This window comes from Pseudomonas citronellolis, from assembly GCF_001586155.1.
In the GTDB taxonomy this organism is placed as follows: domain Bacteria; phylum Pseudomonadota; class Gammaproteobacteria; order Pseudomonadales; family Pseudomonadaceae; genus Pseudomonas; species Pseudomonas citronellolis.
This window is the reverse complement of the sequence record NZ_CP014158.1, coordinates 4,028,776-4,047,166: the sequence shown is the minus strand read 5'-3', so window position 1 is coordinate 4,047,166 and position 18,391 is coordinate 4,028,776. Positions and strand designations below refer to the sequence as shown.

Below are 18,391 nucleotides of genomic sequence, written 5' to 3'. Positions count from 1 at the left end.
GTCTCTTGTAGGTCTTGTCGCCGCTGGAGTGCGGTCATCAGAAAATGTACCAAATGGTTACTTTCGTCAATTGGCTCACCGGGCTTTGGGCAAAAGCGCTGCAAGCCAGGCGCGGCAAGGCCCGGCGCGGTTTCTGGCCGGGCCGGGCGGAAGGAGGGGGGCGAGGAAGTGTGCGATCAGCGGACGGTCAGTCCCACTTCGGGGCGAATTCCGGGCTGACCAGGCGGACGTTCTTCGGCAGGGCGGCGATCTGCGCGCGGTCCTCGTCGTCCAGGCGCAGGTCGAGGGCGGCGAGGTTGGAGCGCTGGTTGGCCAGGCTGGCGGCCTTGGGGATGGCGGCCACGCCGTCCTGCTCCAGCAGCCAGGCCAGGGCCACCTGGCTAGGCAGCACGCCGTGGCGCCGGGCGATGGCCTGGATCGCCGGTTCCTCCAGCATGCGCCCGCGGCCCAGCGGGGTGTAGGCGGTGAGGGCCATGTCGTGGGCGCGGGCGTAGTCCAGCAGCGGTAGCTGGTTCAGCATCAGGTGGTATTCGACCTGGATGGCCGCCAGCGGCGCGCCCAGGGTTTCCACGGTCTCGCGCAGCAGCGCCAGGGGGAAGTTGGCCACGCCGATGGCGCGCGCCTTGCCGCTGTCGCGGGCGGCCACCAGGGCCTCGACGCTGCGCTTGAGGTCGTCGCCGACGAGGCTGCCGTTCTTGCCCGGCCAGTGGATCATGAACAGGTCCAGGTAGTCGCTGCGCAGCGCGCGCAGGCTGTCGTCCAGGGACTGGGCGAGGTCGGCCGGGGCCAGGCGGTCCCACCAGACCTTGCTGGTGACGTGGACGTCCTCGCGGGCCACCGGGCTGTCGGCCAGCGCCTGGCCCACGGCGTCTTCGTTGTGGTAGCCGGCGGCGGTGTCGATGTGCCGGTAGCCCAGTTCCAGGGCCTGGCGCACGGCGCCGGTGCACTCGGCGCCGGTCAGCGGCCAGGTGCCCAGGCCGAGCTTGGGCATGTTCAGGCCGTGGCGGTTGCGGATGCGTGCTTGCATGGGGTGGCTCCTGCTTGGGGTTCGTAGTCGTGTGCGCCGGCGGCGTGGCGGCCGGCGACGTAGCCGAAGGTCAGCGCCGGGCCGAGGTTGATGCCGCCGGAGGGGTAGTGGCCGCCGAACACGCTGGCCATGTCGGTGCCGGCGGCGTACAGGCCGGGGATCGGCTGGCCGTCGGCGCCGAGCACGCGGGCCTGGCCGTCGGTCTTCAGCCCGGCGAAGGTGCCGAAGCAGCCCGGCTGCACTTTGACCGCATAGAACGGGCCATGCTCGATGGGCGCGACGCAGGGGTTGGGGCCGGGGTTGGCCGCATCGCCCTGCTTGCGGTTGAAGGCGGTGCTGCCGCGGCCGAAGGCCGGGTCCTCGCCGTTGCGGGCGTGGCGGTTGAAGTCGGCGACGGTCTGCGCCAGGCCCTGCGGGTCGATGCCGCACACCTGCGCCAGTTGCTCGATGCTGGCGCCGCGCTTGAGGTAGCCGCTGCGCAGGTGCGCGCCGATGGGCAGCGGCGCCGGGCGCACGTAGCCCAGGCCGTAGCGGCGCAGGAAGCGCTGGTCGCAGACCAGCCAGGAGCAGGGCTCCTGGTCCTCGGGCAGGGCGGCGAGCATCGCGCTGACGTAGTCGTAGTAGCCGTGGGCCTCGTTGACGAAGCGCTTGCCGTTGGCCAGCACGCCGATGATGCCGGGCTTGCCGCGCTCGATGATGTGCGGGAAGTGGCCGACGCTGCCGTCGCGGTGCGTGACCTTCGACACCGGGGCCCAGGCCACCGGCGAGCGCAGGTTCGTCTCGACGCTGCCGCCGGCGGCTTCGCCCAGGCGCAGGCCGTCGCCGGAGCAGGAGGTCGGCGGCAGGGCGAGGTTGTCGTGGCCGCTGGCGTCGCGGGGGAACAGCTGGCGGCGGCGCTCGGGGTCGTTGGGGAAGCCGCCGGCTGCGAGGACCACGGCCTTGGCGCGGATTTCCAGTTCGCCGCGCGGTGTCTTCACCACGGCACCGCGCACGGCGCCATCCTCCAGCAGCAGGCGCTGCGCCGGGCAGGATTCCATCAGGCGCACGCCCAGGTCTTGCGCCGACTTGGCCAGGCGCGCCACCAGCGCCACGCCGTTGACCAGGTGCATGGCGCGGCCGTAGCGGGCCAGGTGGTAGAAGTGGGTGAGCACGCGCTTGGCCACGTGGACGAACGCGCGCGGCGAGCGGGTCATGCTGAGGAAGGCGGCCAGGTCGGCGCCGGCCATGATCGGCATGCCGAGGAAGGAGGTCTCGCGCATTGTCCTGCGCAGGCGCGGCAGCAGGTCGCCGACCTCGCGGGCATCGTAGGGCGCGGCTATCACCTGGTGCCCGCCGCTGGCGGCGCCGGGGGTGTCGCCATGCATGTCGGGGATGCCGTTGCCGTCGGCGAACTGCAGGCGGGTGTGCTGCTCGAAGAAGGCCACCATGTGCGGCGCGGCTTCGAGAAAGGCATCCACCCGCGCGGCGTCGTAGTAGTCGCCCAGCTCGTTGCGCAGGTAGGTGCGCGGCTGCTCGATGTCCTCCTCGATGCCGGCACGCCGCGCCAGCGGGTTGCGCGGCACCCAGGCCCAGCCGCCGGACCAGGCGGTGGCGCCGCCGAACACCGCTTCCTTCTCCACCAGGATGACCTTCTGGCCGTGCCAGGCGGCAGTGACGGCAGCGGCCAGGCCGGCGGCGCCGGAGCCGACCACCAGCAGGTCGCAGTCGGTGGGCGGCAGGTTCGGGGCAGGGGACATGGGCAGGGGACTCCGCGGGATTGTTTTTGGAACTTGGTTCCATAATCTTGTTTGGGGCGGAGAGAAGGCAAGCTGCCGGGCGCAACTACTGGTCGATAATCGGCCGGGGAGCCGACGTAGGGTGGGTTGAGCGAAGCGATACCCATCATTGGGGCTGGGCATATCCATGCAAGGCATGGTGGTGGGCTGGGCCTCGCCCCTCTCCCTAACCCTCTCCCTGAAGGGAGAGGGGACCGTTGGGCAGATGCGGATGTACAGGCGTTAGCCGGCAACGCCAAAAGTCTCAGGCTAATGCCATGCCTTCTCTCGGCACGGACAAGCCCCCTCTCCCTTCAGGGAGAGGGCTGGGGAGAGGGTTACGGACTTCGAGCCCACTCCGGAGCAAGGCTCGGCACCCCTGTTCGCGAGCAAGCTCTCTCCTACAGATATTTCCTGTCTTCCCTGAAAATTAGGAAAGCTCACGCGCGAGCCTGCGATACTTCGCCTTGTTGCGCCTGAGTGGGGCTCGCTAGGGTTCGTCCGTCACGGCGGTTGTCGTGATCGGGTGTGGAAACCCGGACCAACTATGCAGGCGCGGTAGCGCCATAGCTGTTCAGCTGGCGCTTTTTTGTGCCCGCTGAACGTCGTTCTATGGCGGGCCGTGCAAGGCGGGCTTCGGCCCGGCCGGGTCCTGCATAGCCGGTATTTCCACCCTTGCACGGCCTGCCACCCCAACTGTGGAAAGTTTGGGTGGTGGCTTCCGAACCTACTATGCAGGAGTGATGGATATGCACCGCCCAGCTTTTACCCGCGCGCACCACCCGACTGGAAAACTCTTCACCACCCACATCCCCGCCGCTGATGGCCAGCCGGCGCTGGAGCTGTTCTGGTTGCAGGATTGCCAGGCCGCCATCGATGCCGGGCAGCGACGTGCCGAGCGCTGGCTGATGGAAAAGGAGCCGGCCAGCCTCTGGGCGGTCCTGCTGGTCGGCCGCGAAGGTCAGGTTCCGGAGGGGCAACGCATGGCGTACGAGGTGGCTTTCCTGGCGCGCTTGCAGCAGCGTTTGCTGGCGCAGGATGCGAGTACCTAGCTGGCGTGCTATTGGAGGTGCATTGTGAGCAAGCTCATTGACTCCCTGCGTGACGACCTGGCTGTGCTCCATGAAGCGGGTGCGATCAGCAAGGTGACGATGCGCGAGTTCGACACGATCTGCCCGCCGCCGGTACGGGAGTTCAGTGCTGCCGACATCAAACGCCTTCGCGAAGAGCTGAAATTCAGCCAGCCGGTGTTCGCCCTCCACCTGTACACCATCGCTTCGACCGTGCGCAAGCGGGAGCAAGGCGAAACCCATCCGACGGGGCCTGCGCTCAAACTGCTCAACGTCATTGCCGACAAGGGCTTGCAGGCGATTCTCTGATAAAGGCATTCGGGCGTCCCCGGTCGAGCCGTGTTGCCGTGCTTCGCCCGGAAGGGGTACCGGCTAACTCCAGAACACCCAACTCTGCCCAACGGTCCCCTCTCCCTTCAGGGAGAGGGTTAGGGAGAGGGCCGGCGCTCAGCCCCGCACCTGACTCACCGGCAAAACTCCATTCGCGAGCAAGCTCTCTCCTACAGATATTTCCGGCCTTCCCTGAAAATTGGGAAAGCTCACGCGCGAGCCTGCGATACTTCGCCTTGTTGCGCCTGAGTGGGGCTCGCTAGGGTTCGTCCGTCACGGCGATTGTCGTGATCGGGCGTGAGAACCCGGTGGAACGTATGCAGGCGCGGCGGCGCCATGGCTGTACAGCAGGCGCTTTTTTTTGTGCCTGCGGTACGCATTTCTATGGCGGCCGTGCGAGGCGGGTTCATGCCCGGCCGGTAGCCTGCATTACCGGATTCTCACCCTCGCACGGTCCGCCTCCCTTGCCCGTGAGAAGGCTGGAAGGTGGCTCCCATCCGATGCAGGAGCACAAGAAAATGCATTCACCCGCTTTTACCCGCGCGCACCACCCGACTGGAAAACTCTTCACCACCCACATCCCCGCCGCCGACGGCCAGCCGGCGCTGGAGCTGTTCTGGCTGCAGGACTGCCAGGCCGCCATCGATGCCGGGCAGCGACGTGCCGAGCGCTGGCTGATGGAAAAGGAGCCGGCCAGCCTCTGGGCGGTTCTGCTGGTCGGTCGCGAGGGGCAGGTTCCGGAGGGGCAACGCACAGCGTACGAGGTGGCTTTCCTGGCGCGCTTGCAGCAGCGTTTGTTGGCGCAGGAGGCGGGCAGCTAGCGGCGTGGGCGTCGATGGGTTTCGCAGGCTCGACCCATCCTGTGTGTGCGACGTAGGATGGGTTGAGCGCAGCGATACCCATCGGCGGGTATCGCAGGGGGCTCAGATATGCAGCGCGTGCCCCAGGGCGCGCAGGGCGGTTTCCTGTACCGCTTCGCCGAGGGTCGGGTGGGCGTGGATGGTGCCGGCGATGTCTTCCAGGCGTGCGCCCATTTCGATGGACTGGACGAAGGCCGTGGAGAGTTCCGATACCGCCTTGCCCACCGCCTGCCAGCCGAGGATGAGGTGGTTGTCGGCGCGGGCCACCACGCGGACGAAGCCGTCGTGGGCCTCCAGGGTCATGGCGCGGCCGTTGGCGGCGAAGGGGAAGTTCGCTGTCAGCACTTCATGCCCGCTGGCGCGGGCCTGGTCCGGGGTGAGGCCGACCACCACCACTTCCGGGTCGGTGAAGCACACCGCCGGGATGGCCGCGGGGGTGAAGGCGCGGCGTTTGCCGGCGATGAGTTCGGCGACCATCTCGCCCTGGGCCATGGCGCGGTGCGCCAGCATGGGTTCGCCGGCGATGTCGCCGATGGCCCAGACGTTGCGCATCGAGGTGCGGCACTGCTCGTCGATCTTCACCGCGCGGCCGTCCATGTCCAGGTGCAGGCTCTCCAGGTTCCAGCCTTCGGTGTTGGGCCGGCGGCCGACGGCGACCAGCACCTGGTCGGTCTCGATCACCCGCTGCTGGCCCTGGCCGTCGCGCAGGCGCAGGCCCTTGCCGTCGGGCTCCAGGCCGACCACGCTGTGGCCCAGGTAGAGTTCCACGCCGAGTTTGCGCAGGGCCGCCGCCACCGGCTTGGTCAGTTCTTCGTCGTAGCTCGGCAGGATGCGCGGCTGGGCTTCCACCACCGTCACTTCCACGCCCAGCTTGCGGTAGGCGGTGCCCAGTTCCAGGCCGATGTAGCCGCCGCCGATCACCGCCAGGCGCTTGGGCAGGGCCTTGGGCGCGAGGGCTTCGGTGGAGGAGATGACCTTGCCGCCCACTGGCAGGAAGGGCAGTTCCACCGAGCGCGAACCGGCCGCCAGCAGCAGGTGCTCGGTGTGGATGCGCTGGGTGCCGCCGTCGGCCAGGGCGACTTCGACGGTCTTGCCGTCGACGACCTGCGCCCAGCCGTGCACCACGCCCACGCCGTGCTTTTTCAGCAGCGCGGCGACGCCGGTGGTCAGGCGGTCGACGATGCCGTCCTTCCATTCCACGGTGCGCTGGATGTCGATGCTCGGCGCCTGCACGCTGATGCCCAGTGCGGACTTGCCGGCGAACTCGCGGGCCTTGAGGTATTCCTCGGCGGCGTGGATCAGCGCCTTGGAGGGGATGCAGCCGATGTTCAGGCAGGTGCCGCCCAGGGCCGCGCCTTCCACCAGCAGGGTGCGGATGCCCAACTGCCCGGCGCGGATGGCGGCGACGTAGCCGCCGGGGCCGCCGCCGATGATCAGCAGGGTGGTTTCCAGTGTCTGGTTCTGCTTCACGGCGGTCACTCCAGGAACAGGGTGGCGGGGTGTTCGAGCAGGGCGCGCACGGCCTGGATGAAGGCCGCCGCGTCCATGCCGTCGACCACCCGGTGATCGAAGGACGAGGACAGGTTCATCATCTTGCGCACCACGATCTGGCCGTTGACCACCATGGGCCGCTCGACCATGCGGTTGACGCCGACGATGGCCACTTCCGGATGGTTGATCACCGGCGTGCTGACGATGCCGCCCAGCGCGCCCAGGCTGCTGAGGGTGATGGTCGAGCCGGAGAGTTCCTCGCGGCTGGCCTTGCCGTGGCGCGCGGCCTCGGCCAGGCGCGCCACTTCCGCGGCGTTGCCCCACAGGTCGCGGGATTCGGCGTTGCGCAGCACCGGCACCATCAGGCCGCTGTCGCTCTGGGTGGCCACGCCCAGGTGCACCGCGCCGTAGCGGGTGATGACTTCGGCCTCGTCGTCATAGCGGGCGTTGAGCTGCGGGAACTCGCGCAGGGCCACCACCATCGCGCGGGCGATGAAGGGCAGCAGGGTGAGCTTGCCGCGGCTGGCGCCGTACCTGGCGTTGAGGTGCTGGCGCAGGGCTTCGAGGTCGGTGACGTCGATTTCCTCGACATAGCTGAAGTGCGGGATGCGCCGCTTGGCCTCGGCCATCTTCTGGGCGATCTTGCGGCGCAGGCCGATGACCTGGATCTGCTGCTCGTCGTGGCGCGCGGCGTAGCCGGAGGCGACCACCGCGCCGCCATGGGCCAGGTACTGGTCGAGGTCGTCGTGGAGGATGCGCCCGGCGGGGCCGGAGCCTTGCACGAACTGCAGTTCCACGCCCAGGTCGCGGGCGCGCTGGCGCACCGCCGGGGAGGCCAGCGGCTTCTCGCCGGGGGCGCGGCGCGGGGCCGGCGCGGCGGCTGCCGGGCGCGGCGCGGGGGCTGGTTTGGCTTCGGCGCGCGGGGCTTCCCTGAGCGGCTGGGCTTTCGCTTCGGGTTCTGCGGCGGGCGCGCTTTCATGGGGCTTGGCCGCGGCTTCGCGGTGGTTGCCGGCGCCTTCCACTTCCAGGCGCACCAGTTCGCCGCCCACGGCCATGACCTGGCCGGGCTCGCCGCCCAGGGCGAGGATGCGGCCGGAAACCGGCGAGGGGATTTCCACGGTGGCCTTGTCGGTCATTACCTCGGCCAGCACCTGGTCCTCATGGACCTCGTCGCCGACCTTGATGTGCCATTCCACCAGTTCCACTTCGGCGATGCCTTCCCCGATGTCCGGCATCTTGATCACGTGAATGCCCATTCAGACCTCCATGGCACGCTTGAAGGCGGCGCCGACGCGGGCCGGGCCGGGGAAGTAGTCCCATTCCTGGGCGTGCGGGTAGGGGGTGTCCCAGCCGGTCACGCGGGCGATGGGGGCTTCCAGGTGGTGGAAGCAGTTTTCCTGCACCAGCGACATCAGTTCGGCGCCGTAGCCGCAGGTGCGGGTGGCCTCGTGGACGATGACGCAGCGGCCGGTCTTCTTCACCGATTCGACTATGGTGTCCAGGTCCAGCGGCCAGAGGCTGCGCAGGTCGATGATCTCGGCGTCGATGCCGGTCTCCTCGGCGGCGGTCTGCGCCACGTAGACGGTGGTGCCGTAGGTGAGCACGGTCAGCTCGCTGCCCGGGCGGGCGATGGCCGCCTTGTCCAGCGGCACCCGGTAGTAGCCTTCGGGCACCTGGCTCTGCGGGTGCTTGGACCAGGGCGTCACCGGGCGATCGTGGTGGCCGTCGAAGGGGCCGTTGTACAGGCGCTTGGGTTCGAGGAAGATCACCGGGTCGTCGTTCTCGATGCAGGCGATCAGCAGTCCCTTGGCGTCGTAGGGGTTGGACGGCATCACCGTGCGCAGGCCGCAGACCTGGGTGAACATCGCTTCCGGGCTCTGGCTGTGCGTCTGCCCGCCGTAGATGCCGCCGCCGCAGGGCATGCGCACCACCATGGGCACGACGAAGTCGCCCACCGAGCGGTAGCGGATGCGCGCCGCCTCGGATACCAGCTGGTCGGTGGCCGGGTAGACGTAGTCGGCGAACTGGATTTCCACCACCGGGCGCAGGCCGTAGGCGCACATGCCCACCGCGGCGCCGACGATGCCGCTTTCGGAGATGGGCGCGTCGAACACCCGCGAGGTGCCGTACTTCTTCTGCAGGCCTTCGGTGCAGCGGAACACGCCGCCGAAGTAGCCCACGTCCTGGCCGAACACCACCACGTCGTCGTCGCGTTCGAGCATCACGTCCATCGCCGAGCGCAGCGCCTGGATCATGCTCATGCTGGTGAGCGCCTGGGCGTTCTCGTGTTGCGGATTCATGGCGTTCATACCCCGAGCTCCTGGCGCTGCCGGCGCAGGTGTTCCGGCAGGTCCTTGTAGACGTCGTCGAACAGGCTGGCGGCGCTGAAGACGTGACCGTCCACCAGCGAGCCGTGGCGTTCGGCCTCTTTCTGCGCGGCCATCACTTCGGCTTCCAGTTCCTTGTGCAGCGCCTCGTGCTGTTCCTCGCTCCAGATGCCCAGGGCCAGCACATGCTGCTTCAGGCGGGCGATGGGGTCGCCGAGGGGGAAGTTGGTCCAGTCGTCGGCCGGGCGGTACTTGGACGGATCGTCCGAGGTGGAGTGCGGGCCGGCGCGGTAGGTGACCCACTCGATCAGGCTCGGGCCATGGCCGCGGCGGGCGCGTTCGGCGGCCCACTGCGAGGCGGCGTACACGGCGAGGAAGTCGTTGCCGTCCACCCGCAGCGAGGCGATGCCGCAGCCCACGCCGCGGTTGGCGAAGGTGGTGCCTTCACCGCCGGCGATGGCCTGAAAGGTGGAGATCGCCCACTGGTTGTTGACCACGTTGAGGATCACCGGGGCGCGGTAGACGTGGGCGAAGGTCAGCGCGGTGTGGAAGTCCGACTCGGCGGTGGCGCCGTCGCCGATCCAGGCCGAGGCGATCCTGGTATCGCCCTTGATCGCCGAGGCCATGCCCCAGCCCACCGCCTGGATGAACTGGGTGGCGAGGTTGCCGGAGATGGAGAAGAAGCCTTTCTCGCGGCTGGAGTACATGATCGGCAGCTGGCGGCCCTTGAGCGGGTCCTGCTCGTTGGAGAGCAGCTGGCAGATCATGTCTTTCAGCGGGTAGTCGCGGGTGATCAGGATGCCCTGCTGGCGATAGGTGGGGAAGCACATGTCGCCGCCCTGCAGGGCCATGGTGTGGGCGGTGGCGATGGCTTCCTCGCCCAGGCACTGCATGTAGAAGGACATTTTCTTCTGCCGCTGCGCGGTGAGCATGCGGGCGTCGAAGATGCGCGTCTTGAGCATCAGGCGCAGGCCGCGCAGCAGCTGTTCGTGGCTGAGCTGCGGGTCCCAGGGGCCGAGGGCGTTGCCCTGGTCGTCGAGCACGCGCACGAGGCTGTAAGCGAGGTCGGCGGTCTGTGCCGGCTCGACGTCGACGTCGGGCTTGCGCACTTCCCCGGCGGGGGACAGGTGCAGGTAGGAGAAGTCGGTCTTGCAGCCCGGGCGCCCGGTGGGTTCGGGGACGTGCAGGCGGAGGGGAGCGTAGTCGGTCATGGTGGGTCTCCAGTTGTGATCGGGGGTGGGGATCAGCAGACGGAAGACGCCGGACCGGGCGGGTGCGGCTGGCCTGGTTGGGCGACGGTGCGGGTGCCGCGCGCGGTAGCGCGGCGGGTGCTGACATCACTCATGGTGAGGTCCTCGTTCGTTGTTCTTGTGATTTCAGTATAGGTGTGACCGGCTGGTTTTTTGCTCCAATTTGACTAGCTTTGAGCAGAAGATTTAGTGTCTTTGAACTACAAAAACCCTCTTCCGTAGAAGTGAGCGCCATGGCCGACATCGACCGCACCGACCTCAAGATCCTCCGCGCCCTGGCCGACGACGGCCGCCTGAGCTGGCGCGACCTGGCGCAGAAGATCGGCCTGTCGCTGACGCCGACGCTGCGCCGGGTGCGGCGCCTGGAGGAGGAACGGTACATCCAGGGCTACTTCGCCCAGCTCGACGAGGAGCGCCTGTCCGGGGCCATGAGCGTGTTCGTTTCGGTCACCCTGGAAAAACAGACCGGCGACTACCTGGCGCGGTTCGAGGAAAGCATCGTCCAGGCGCCGCAGGTGATGAGCTGCTTCCAGATGACCGGCGACGCGGACTACATGCTGCGCGTGGTGGTCAAGGACCTGGCGGCCTACCAGGCCTTCCTCACCACCACCCTGACGCAGATTCCCGGGGTGGCCGGGATCAAGTCGGCGTTCGCCTTGAAGTCGGTGCTCAAGCGCTCGGCGCCGCCGCTTTGAGGGGGCAGGCAACTGGCTTGCCGGCTGCGCCGAGGCGCTTTCGTAGGATGGGTTGAGCTTGCGAAACCCATGCGGTGGCGCTGATGGGTATCGCTTCGCTCAACCCATCCTACGGGAAAGCGCCGTGCTTCCCGGCAACCTGTAGGAGCGGGCCCTGCCCGCGATTCGCGCGCAGGGCGCGCTCCTACATGCTCCTCACTGCTCGTCGAGGGCGAAGGCGGTGAGGCTGTAGGTGGGGATGCCGGCGTCGGCCAGCTTGGCCGAGCCGCCGAGTTCCGGCAGGTCGATGATGGCGGCGGCTTCCAGGACCCTGGCGCCCATGCGCCGGACCAGTTGCGTGGCGGCCAGCAGGGTGCCGCCGGTGGCGATCAGGTCGTCGAAGATCAGCACGCTGTCGCCTTCGCACAGGCTGTCGGCGTGCACTTCCAGCAGGGCTTCGCCGTACTCGGTCTGGTAGGCCTGGGCCAGCACGTCGGCGGGCAGCTTGCCCTGCTTGCGGAACAGCACCAGGGGCTTGTTCAGTTCGTAGGCGATGATCGAGCCGATCAGGAAGCCGCGCGCGTCCATGGCGCCGATGTGGCTGAAATCCGCTTCGACGTAGCGCTGGATGAAGCTGTCGGCGACGAAGCGCAGCGCGCGCGGCGACTGGAACAGCGGGGTGATGTCACGGAACACCACGCCCGCCTTGGGGAAGTCGGGGACCGCGCGGATCATGGATTTCAGGTCGAGCTGGTTGAGGATCATGCTGGCAGGGTACCTGGTGACGGCTTTTCGAAGCCCCCAAGTATAACGGGCCCGCCACAAGGCGAGCCCGTTTTGCGCGATGACCGGAAGGTCGCGCCTTCAGCTTTCCATCTGGCCGCCGGCCAGGGCGCACAGCTCGATGGAGTCGAGGATGCGCACTTCCTTGCCTTCGGCGGCGATCAGGCCGTTCTGCTGGAAGCGGGTGAACACCCGCGACACGGTTTCCACCGCCAGGCCCAGGTAGTTGCCGATCTCGTTGCGCGACATCGCCAGGCGGAACTGCTGGGCGGAGAAGCCGCGGGCTCGGAAGCGCGCCGAGAGGTTGACCAGGAAGGTGGCGATGCGCTCGTCGGCGGTCTTCTTCGATAGCAGCATCATCATCTGCTGGTCGTCGCGGATTTCGCGGCTCATCACCCGCATCAGCTGGCGGCGCAGCTGCGGCAGCTGCTCGGACAACTCGTCCAGGCGCTCGAAGGGAATCTCGCAGACCGAGGTGGTCTCCAGGGCCTGGGCCGACACCGGGTAGGCCTCGGTGTCCATGCCGGACAGGCCGACCAGTTCGCTGGGCAGGTGGAAGCCGGTGATCTGCTCTTCACCGCCGTCGGTGATGCTGAAGGTTTTCAGCGCGCCGGAACGCACCGCGAACACGGAACCGAAGGCGTCGCCCTGGCGAAACAGGAACTCGCCCTTCTTCAGTGGCCGGCCGCGCTTGACGATTTCGTCGAGGGCGTCCATGTCGTCGTTGTTCAGCGACAGGGGCAGGCACAGCGGCGCCAGGCTGCAATCCTTGCAATGCGCTTGCGGCAAGGCGCGCACCTTGATGGTTTCGGCCATGGTTGATCCTTGGGTGGAAAGGCACAAGAAACGCAAGGGTAACGCACCCAAGGGTTCGGCTGCCAGCTTGCCGGGTGGATTTCGGAACATTCCGGCGTTTATTCCGAAACCTTATGTAAAAAAGGTCAGATTCGTACTTATTCTCTAAGCAAATTCCTTCAGATCACCCGCGAGAACCGTTGCAGGTTCTGGTGCGGCAGGTAGTGGTCGAAGAGCATGCACAGGCTGCGCACCAGCAGCCGGCCGGCGGCGGTGACGTCGATGCCGCGCGGGCTCAGCTCGATCAGGCCGTCCTTGGCGAAGCGCTCCAGCTCGTCCCAGATGTCGGCGAAGTAGCCGTGGAACTCGATGTTGAAGCGTTCCTCGATGCTTTCGAAGTCCAGCTGGAAGTGGCAGATCAGTTGCTGGATCACCGCGCGGCGCACGCGGTCGTCGGCGTTGCAGTAGAGGCCGCGGCGGGTGGCCAACTGGCCGTTGTCCAGGCTGTTCTGGTAGTCGTTGATGTCGGTGCTGTTCTGGCAGTAGAGATCGCCGATCTGGCTGATCGCCGAAACGCCCAGGCCCACCAGGTCGCAATGGCCGTGGGTGGTGTAGCCCTGGAAGTTGCGTTGCAGGGTGCCGTCCTCCTGGGCGCTGGCCAGTTCGTCGTCGGGCAGGGCGAAGTGGTCCATGCCGATGTAGCGGTAGCCGGCGGCGCTGAGCTGCTCGATGGTGCGCTGGAGCATTTCCAGCTTCTGCGCGGGGGAGGGCAGGTCCTGGGCGTTGATGCGCCGCTGCGGCATGAAGCGTTCGGGCAGGTGCGCGTAGTTGAACACCGAGAGGCGGTTGGGCTGCAGGCCGATGACCTGCTCGACGGTGCGGGCGAAGCTGTCGGGGTTCTGCTTGGGCAGGCCGTAGATCAGGTCGATGTTGATCGAGCGGTATTGCAGGGTGCGCGCTGCGTCCATGATGGCGCGGGTCTCGTCGAAGCTCTGCATGCGGTTCACCGCCTGCTGCACTTCCAGGTCGAAGTCCTGCACGCCGACGCTGACGCGGTTGAAGCCCAGTTCGCGGAGCAGGCCCATGGTCGACCAGTCGGCCTCGCGCGGGTCGATCTCGATGCCGTAGTCGCCGGAGTCGTCTTCCACCAGGTTCAGGTGCTCGCGCAGCTGGCCCATGAGTTCGCGCAACTGGCCGGGGCTGAGGAAGGTGGGGGTGCCGCCGCCGAAGTGCAGCTGTTCCACGCACTGGTCCTTGCCCAGGTGGCGGCTGACGATCTCGATTTCGTGGATCAGCCGGGCGAGGTAGGGCGCGCTGCGCCCGCGGTCCTTGGTGATGACCTTGTTGCAGGCGCAGTAGTAGCAGATGTTGGCGCAGAACGGGATGTGCACGTAGAGCGACAGCGGCCGGTCGGCCTTCTGGCTGTTGCGCAGGGCATGCAGCATGTCGAAGGGGCCCACGCCTTCGTGGAACTGCACGGCGGTGGGATAGGAGGTATAGCGCGGGCCGGACAGATCGTAGCGACGGATCAGATCTGTGTCCCAGCGGATATCGTCGAGCATGCCGCAGTCCCCGAATCAGGCGAGCTTTTCGGCGCAGTCTAGGGAGACTGTGGGAAAAGCCTCTTGACCTGCATCAAGCGGTCGCAGGGGGTACCTCGTTGGAGGGGCTTGCTTGTGAGCAGTGGTGTTGGGGTTGGCTTTGGAGTTGGGGTGGAGTCCGTGACCCTCTCCCCAGCCCTCGGCTGCGCGCCCCGCCCTGAAGGGAGAGGGGGCCGTTCGTGCCGAGAAGGGGAATGGTTTCAACCTGCCACTTCGGCACTAGCCGGATGACTCCTTGCTACCCGCCTGCTCCGAACAGTCCCCTCTCCCTTCAGGGAGAGGGTTAGGGAGAGGGCGCTCTTCGGGCCAGGCACCAGGGTGAATCCTGTTCGCGAGCAAGAGCTAGGCGCCCCCCTCGCTCCTACGAAAAGCCAAGCGCGGGGGCTTCAGTGCATCGCGTGGCCCATCAGCCACGCCTGGTGCGGGCCGGGCAGTGTCCACAGGCCGAAGAGGATCACCAGCAGGCCGCCGGCCATGCGCACGCTGCGCTTGCGCAGCAGCGCCGTGATGCGTTCGGCGGCAAGCCCCGTGGCCAGCAGCACCGGCCAGGTGCCCAGGCCGAAGGCGAGCATCAGCAGCGCGCTTTCCAACGCCGAGCCCTGGCTGCTGGTCCACAGCAGGGTGCTGTAGACCAGGCCGCAGGGCAGCCAGCCCCAGAGCGCGCCGAGCAGCAGCGCGCGCGGCACGCTGGCCACCGGCAGCAGGCGGCTGGCGAAGGGCTGGATGTATTTCCACAGGCCGCGGCCGAGGGCTTCGATGCGCGTCAGGCCGCTCCACCAGCCAGCCAGATACAAGCCCATGGCGATAAGCAGCAGGCCGGCGACCACGCGCAGCGCCGAGGCGAAGGGGGTGCTGGCGATGGCCCAGCCGGCCAGGCCCAGCAGCAGGCCGGCGGCGGCGTAGCTGAGGATGCGCCCGAGGTTGTAGGCCAGCAGCAGCTGCAGGCGGCGCCCGCGCTGTTCCGCTGGAATGGCCAGGGTCAGCGCGCCCATCAGGCCGCCGCACATGCCCAGGCAGTGGCCGCCGCCGAGCAGGCCGAGGATCAGCGCGGACGCCAGCATGGGCGCCAGCTCAAGCATCGCGCGAGTCCTTGTCCCGGGCTTCGGTCTGCGCATCCTTGGCGCCTTCGGCCTCGTCGATGCCGGCCTGGTGCTTGGGGTCCTCGTCGTCGAACAGGATGCTGTGGGCCGGGCCGTCCATGTCGTCGTACTGGCCGCTGTTCACCGCCCAGAAAAAGATCCAGACGGCGATGGCGACGATGATCAGCGCCACCGGGATCATTACGTAGAGAGCGGGCATATCGACTCCGTTGAAAAGGCCTGCGCGCCTTCAGTGGGCGGCGAGCGGGAGGGCCAGCGGCGCGGCTTCGGGGGCCGCCGGCAGGGCGCGCACGCGGGTCAGGCGCAGGGCGTTGAGCACCACGGTCAGCGAGCTGACCGACATGCCGATGGCCGCCCAGGCGGGGGTGATCCAGCCGAGGGCGGCGAAGGGCAGCATCAGGCCATTGTACAACCCCGCCCAGACCAGGTTCTCGACGATCACCCGGCGGGTGCGGCGGGCCAGGACGAAGGCCTGCACCAGGCTGTCCAGGCGGTTGGACAGCAGCACGGCGTCGGCGCTGGTCTTGGCCAGGTCGGTGGCGCTGCCCATGGCCACGCTGATGTCGGCGGCGGCCAGCACCGGCACGTCGTTGACGCCGTCGCCGAGCATCAGCACGTGGCGGCCTTCGCCGTGCAGTTGCCTGAGGATCGCCAGCTTGTCGTCCGGGCGCAGGCCGCCGTGGACTTCGTCGATGCCCAGTTCGGCGGCCACGCTCTGCACCATCGGCGAGCTGTCGCCGGACAGCAGCAGGGTGCGCCAGCCGCGCTCGCGGCAGGCCTGCAGCAGGGCCGGGGCGTCGTCGCGCAGGCGGTCGTCGAGCACCAGCCAGGCCAGCGGGCCGCGCGCGTCGCCCAGCAGCAGCCACTGGCCGTGCTCATTGGGCATGGTTGGCGCGGGCTGGCCGCTCAGGGCGCAGACGAAGGCGGCCTGGCCGATGCGCAGGCGCTGGCCGTCGACCACGCCTTCCAGGCCCAGGCCGGGGTGGCTTTCCACGGCCTCGGCGGGTTGCGGGGCGCGGCCGAAGGCGCGGGCGATGGGGTGTTCGGAACGGTTCTCCAGGGCCGCGGCCAGGGCCAGGCAGCGTTCGCCGTCGAGTTCGCCCAGCGGTTGTACGGCGCGCAGGGTCAGGCGGCCTTCGGTGAGGGTGCCGGTCTTGTCGAAGATCACCGTGTCGATGCGTTTCAGGCCTTCCAGCACGTGGCCGCGGGTGAGCAGCAGGCCGAGCTTGTGCAGGCTGCCGGTGGCCGCGGTGAGGGCGGTGGGCGTGGCCAGGGAGAGGGCGCAGGGGCAGGTGGCGACCAGCATCGACAGGACCACCCAGAAGGCCCGCGAGGCGTCGTGCTGCCACCAGAACAGGCCGACCACCGCGGCCAGCGCCAGCAGTACCAGCAGGAACCATTGCGCGGCGCTGTCGGCGAGCTGCGCCAGGCGCGGCTTGTCGGCCTGGGCGCGTTCCAGCAGGCGGACGATGGCCGACAGCCGGCTGTCGTCGCCCAGGGCCTGCACCTGCAGGGTCAGCGGACCTTCGACGTTGAGGGTGCCGCCGGTGACGCTGTCGCCGGCCTGGCGCGGCTGCGGCAGGTATTCGCCGGTAAGCAGGGATTCGTCGACGCTGGACTGCCCGGCGAGGATCAGGCCGTCGGCCGGCAGCACCGCGCCCGGCGGCACCAGCACGCGGTCGCCGATGCGCAGTTCGCTGAGCAGGATGCGCTGGCTGTTGCCGGCGTCGTCCAGGCGCAGGCAGGAGGCCGGCAGCAGGTTGACCAGTTGCGCGGTGGCCGCCGCCGTGCGCTCGCGGGCGCGGCGTTCGAGATAGCGGCCGGCGAGCAGGAACAGGGCGAACATGCCCACCGCGTCGAAGTACAGGTCGCCCTTGCCGGTGATGGCGGTCCAGATGCCGGCCAGGTAGGCGCCGCCGATGGCCAGGGACACCGAGACGTCCATGGTCAGGTGGCGCGTGCGCAAATCGCGCAGGGCGCCGCGGAAGAACGGCTGGCAGGAGTAGAAGACGATCGGCGTGGTGAGGAACATCGCTACCCAGCGCAGGATTTCGTGCATCTCGGCGCTGAGGTCGATGTTGAATTCCGGCCAGGTGGCCATGGTCGCCATCATCGCCTGGAACCACAGCATGCCGGCCACGCCCAGCTGGCGCAGGGAGCGGCGGTTCTCTTCGGCGAGCTGCTCGGCGGCCTTGTCCGGCCGGTAGGGGTGGGCGGCGTAGCCGATTTTGCGCAGCTCGGCGAGCAGGCCGCTGAGCGGCAGCTGGCCGTCGGCCCAGCGCACGTGCAGGCGGTGGTTGGACAGGTTGAGCCCGGCCTCGGCCACCGCCGGCATCTGCCGCAGGTGTTTTTCGATCAGCCAGCCGCAGGCGGCGCAACTGATGCCTTCGAGGATCAGGGTGGTCTCGGCCAGTTCGCCCTGGTGCTGGACGAAGGGCTGCTGCACGTCGGGGCGGTCGAGCAGGGCCAGTTCGTCACCCAGTTGCGCGGGCAGCGCCTCGGGGTTGGCGGCCGATTCGGTGCGGTGCCGGTAATAGCCTTCCAGGCCGCCGGCGACTATGGCCTCGGCCACGGCCTGGCAGCCGGGGCAGCAGAATTCGCGGGTCTCGCCGAGGACCCGGGCGGTGAAGCGGCTGCCGGGCGGAACCGGCAGCGCGCAGTGGTAGCAGGGCAGGGGGGCGCTCATGGGCGCTGGACTTCATCCCCCTTGAGGGGTTCGTCGCCGAGAAGGATCTCGCCATCGGCGATGAGCTTCTCTTCTTCGAACAGGCGCCAGGCGTGGCCGTCCTGCTCGCCGAGCAGTTCGACGAAGCGGCGGCCTTCGACGGCGCTGTCCAGGCGGCCGGTGTAGCGGCCCGGTTCGTTGGCCGGCAGCAGGGCGACGTGGCGGTCCTGGGATTCCAGGGTGGGGGAGATCAGGTTGAGGGTCAGCTGCGCCGGCTGGCTGTCGCCCTTCAGGCGTACCTCGACCTCGCCGGTGAGCTTGTCCAGGCGCACCTGGGCCTGCATGTGCAGTTGCTGGGCCAGATGTTCGCGGTCCAGCGAGCGGTTGATGCCCTTGCCGGCCTCGTAGTAGTTGTCGTTGACCAGGGTGTCCTGGTTCTCCACGGCGATGCGCACCATCGTCAGGCTGAGGAACACCGAGGTGGCGAGCATGCCGATGATGATCCAGGGCCAGAGGTGCTTGTACCAGGGTTGTTGGGCGGGCGCCGACTGCATGGGTTTTCTCTCTCGTGGTCCGCGGGGCGGAAGCGGCCTGCCCGAGGGGTGGGCGGCGCGCCTGGGTGGGGCGGATTCTACGTGCTCCGCGTGCCGCTGGCATCCCGCCG

17 protein-coding genes are annotated in these 18,391 nt (G+C 68.3%); 4 read left to right on the top strand and 13 right to left on the bottom strand.

Annotation, left to right across the window (positions count from 1 at the left end):
- Positions 1-187: 187 nt before the first annotated feature.
- Together PcP3B5_RS17570 and PcP3B5_RS17565 are read right to left on the bottom strand one after the other, a co-directional pair.
- Positions 188-1,027, bottom strand: a complete 840-nt coding sequence (locus PcP3B5_RS17570; RefSeq protein ID WP_043313235.1) for an aldo/keto reductase — start codon at positions 1,025-1,027, stop codon at positions 188-190.
- Entirely contained in the window at positions 994-2,763 is a 1,770-nt protein-coding gene (locus tag PcP3B5_RS17565; RefSeq protein WP_061561981.1) for an FAD-dependent oxidoreductase, read from the bottom strand. Before PcP3B5_RS17565 ends, PcP3B5_RS17570 begins: the two co-directional genes overlap by 34 nt.
- A gap of 767 nt (positions 2,764-3,530) precedes the next feature.
- Between PcP3B5_RS17565 and PcP3B5_RS17560 the strand changes: the two genes are divergently transcribed.
- The 3 genes from PcP3B5_RS17560 to PcP3B5_RS17550 all read left to right on the top strand — a co-directional run bounded on the left by PcP3B5_RS17560 (position 3,531) and on the right by PcP3B5_RS17550 (position 5,002).
- Positions 3,531-3,833, top strand: a complete 303-nt coding sequence (locus PcP3B5_RS17560; protein ID WP_061561980.1) for a LasR-specific antiactivator QslA — start codon at positions 3,531-3,533, stop codon at positions 3,831-3,833.
- A gap of 24 nt (positions 3,834-3,857) precedes the next feature.
- Positions 3,858-4,160 carry a helix-turn-helix domain-containing protein gene (locus PcP3B5_RS17555; RefSeq protein WP_061561979.1) on the top strand — a complete coding sequence of 101 codons (303 nt, stop codon included), beginning with the start codon at positions 3,858-3,860 and terminating at the stop codon, positions 4,158-4,160.
- 539 nt (positions 4,161-4,699) lie between these two features.
- A complete protein-coding gene (locus tag PcP3B5_RS17550; protein WP_058071125.1) occupies positions 4,700-5,002 on the top strand; it encodes a LasR-specific antiactivator QslA in 303 nt (100 codons plus the stop codon).
- 102 nt (positions 5,003-5,104) lie between these two features.
- On the opposite strand, the gene lpdA is transcribed toward PcP3B5_RS17550, so the two are convergent.
- From lpdA to PcP3B5_RS17530, 4 genes are read right to left on the bottom strand one after another with little or no spacing between them, the layout of a single operon-like run.
- Positions 5,105-6,511: a dihydrolipoyl dehydrogenase gene (lpdA, locus tag PcP3B5_RS17545; protein ID WP_061561978.1), complete on the bottom strand. Its 1,407-nt coding sequence runs from the start codon at positions 6,509-6,511 to the stop codon at positions 5,105-5,107.
- A 5-nt stretch (positions 6,512-6,516) separates the two neighbouring features.
- Complete coding sequence (locus tag PcP3B5_RS17540) at positions 6,517-7,788, bottom strand: dihydrolipoamide acetyltransferase family protein (protein ID WP_061561977.1); 1,272 nt, start codon at positions 7,786-7,788, stop codon at positions 6,517-6,519.
- Complete coding sequence (locus PcP3B5_RS17535) at positions 7,789-8,841, bottom strand: alpha-ketoacid dehydrogenase subunit beta (protein WP_009622837.1); 1,053 nt, start codon at positions 8,839-8,841, stop codon at positions 7,789-7,791.
- Entirely contained in the window at positions 8,838-10,070 is a 1,233-nt protein-coding gene (locus tag PcP3B5_RS17530; RefSeq protein ID WP_058071095.1) for a 3-methyl-2-oxobutanoate dehydrogenase (2-methylpropanoyl-transferring) subunit alpha, read from the bottom strand. The genes PcP3B5_RS17535 and PcP3B5_RS17530 overlap by 4 nt, the downstream gene beginning before the upstream one ends.
- A 272-nt stretch (positions 10,071-10,342) precedes the next feature.
- Here PcP3B5_RS17530 and PcP3B5_RS17525 point away from each other — a divergent pair, with 272 nt between their 5' ends.
- A complete protein-coding gene (locus tag PcP3B5_RS17525; RefSeq protein WP_009622833.1) occupies positions 10,343-10,804 on the top strand; it encodes an Lrp/AsnC family transcriptional regulator in 462 nt (153 codons plus the stop codon).
- 195 nt (positions 10,805-10,999) lie between these two features.
- Here PcP3B5_RS17525 and PcP3B5_RS17520 read toward each other — a convergent pair whose 3' ends face one another.
- From PcP3B5_RS17520 to PcP3B5_RS17490, 7 genes are all read right to left on the bottom strand, one after another.
- Positions 11,000-11,548 carry an adenine phosphoribosyltransferase gene (locus tag PcP3B5_RS17520; RefSeq protein WP_058071094.1) on the bottom strand — a complete coding sequence of 183 codons (549 nt, stop codon included), beginning with the start codon at positions 11,546-11,548 and terminating at the stop codon, positions 11,000-11,002.
- A gap of 99 nt (positions 11,549-11,647) precedes the next feature.
- Positions 11,648-12,382 carry a transcriptional regulator Anr gene (gene anr / locus PcP3B5_RS17515; protein ID WP_009622830.1) on the bottom strand — a complete coding sequence of 245 codons (735 nt, stop codon included), beginning with the start codon at positions 12,380-12,382 and terminating at the stop codon, positions 11,648-11,650.
- Positions 12,383-12,540: 158 nt separating this feature from the next.
- Entirely contained in the window at positions 12,541-13,923 is a 1,383-nt protein-coding gene (gene hemN, locus PcP3B5_RS17510; RefSeq protein ID WP_009622829.1) for an oxygen-independent coproporphyrinogen III oxidase, read from the bottom strand.
- 425 nt (positions 13,924-14,348) lie between these two features.
- A complete protein-coding gene (locus tag PcP3B5_RS17505) occupies positions 14,349-15,041 on the bottom strand; it encodes a sulfite exporter TauE/SafE family protein (RefSeq protein WP_009622828.1) in 693 nt (230 codons plus the stop codon).
- Positions 15,034-15,261, bottom strand: a complete 228-nt coding sequence (gene ccoS, locus PcP3B5_RS17500) for a cbb3-type cytochrome oxidase assembly protein CcoS (protein WP_009622827.1) — start codon at positions 15,259-15,261, stop codon at positions 15,034-15,036. Before ccoS ends, PcP3B5_RS17505 begins: the two co-directional genes overlap by 8 nt.
- Before the next feature lie 30 nt (positions 15,262-15,291).
- The gene (locus PcP3B5_RS17495; RefSeq protein WP_061561976.1) at positions 15,292-17,748 is read right to left on the bottom strand and encodes a heavy metal translocating P-type ATPase; all 2,457 of its coding nucleotides are present in this window, start codon (positions 17,746-17,748) and stop codon (positions 15,292-15,294) included.
- Positions 17,745-18,281, bottom strand: a complete 537-nt coding sequence (locus tag PcP3B5_RS17490) for a FixH family protein (protein WP_043271870.1) — start codon at positions 18,279-18,281, stop codon at positions 17,745-17,747. Before PcP3B5_RS17490 ends, PcP3B5_RS17495 begins: the two co-directional genes overlap by 4 nt.
- Between the last annotated feature and the right edge of the window lie 110 nt (positions 18,282-18,391).

What these genes read in the sequence shown, in the direction of transcription:
- hemN (WP_009622829.1), bottom strand. Translation starts at nt 13,923, where the DNA reads ATGCTCGACGATATCCGCTGGGACACAGATCTGATCCGTCGCTACGAT.
- ccoS (WP_009622827.1), bottom strand. Translation starts at nt 15,261, where the DNA reads ATGCCCGCTCTCTACGTAATGATCCCGGTGGCGCTGATCATCGTCGCC.
- PcP3B5_RS17520 (WP_058071094.1), bottom strand. Translation starts at nt 11,548, where the DNA reads ATGATCCTCAACCAGCTCGACCTGAAATCCATGATCCGCGCGGTCCCC.
- PcP3B5_RS17565 (WP_061561981.1), bottom strand. Translation starts at nt 2,763, where the DNA reads ATGTCCCCTGCCCCGAACCTGCCGCCCACCGACTGCGACCTGCTGGTG.
- PcP3B5_RS17530 (WP_058071095.1), bottom strand. Translation starts at nt 10,070, where the DNA reads ATGACCGACTACGCTCCCCTCCGCCTGCACGTCCCCGAACCCACCGGG.
- PcP3B5_RS17495 (WP_061561976.1), bottom strand. Translation starts at nt 17,748, where the DNA reads ATGAGCGCCCCCCTGCCCTGCTACCACTGCGCGCTGCCGGTTCCGCCC.
- PcP3B5_RS17525 (WP_009622833.1), top strand. Translation starts at nt 10,343, where the DNA reads ATGGCCGACATCGACCGCACCGACCTCAAGATCCTCCGCGCCCTGGCC.
- PcP3B5_RS17535 (WP_009622837.1), bottom strand. Translation starts at nt 8,841, where the DNA reads ATGAACGCCATGAATCCGCAACACGAGAACGCCCAGGCGCTCACCAGC.
- anr (WP_009622830.1), bottom strand. Translation starts at nt 12,382, where the DNA reads ATGGCCGAAACCATCAAGGTGCGCGCCTTGCCGCAAGCGCATTGCAAG.
- PcP3B5_RS17540 (WP_061561977.1), bottom strand. Translation starts at nt 7,788, where the DNA reads ATGGGCATTCACGTGATCAAGATGCCGGACATCGGGGAAGGCATCGCC.
- PcP3B5_RS17505 (WP_009622828.1), bottom strand. Translation starts at nt 15,041, where the DNA reads ATGCTTGAGCTGGCGCCCATGCTGGCGTCCGCGCTGATCCTCGGCCTG.
- PcP3B5_RS17570 (WP_043313235.1), bottom strand. Translation starts at nt 1,027, where the DNA reads ATGCAAGCACGCATCCGCAACCGCCACGGCCTGAACATGCCCAAGCTC.
- PcP3B5_RS17550 (WP_058071125.1), top strand. Translation starts at nt 4,700, where the DNA reads ATGCATTCACCCGCTTTTACCCGCGCGCACCACCCGACTGGAAAACTC.
- PcP3B5_RS17560 (WP_061561980.1), top strand. Translation starts at nt 3,531, where the DNA reads ATGCACCGCCCAGCTTTTACCCGCGCGCACCACCCGACTGGAAAACTC.
- PcP3B5_RS17490 (WP_043271870.1), bottom strand. Translation starts at nt 18,281, where the DNA reads ATGCAGTCGGCGCCCGCCCAACAACCCTGGTACAAGCACCTCTGGCCC.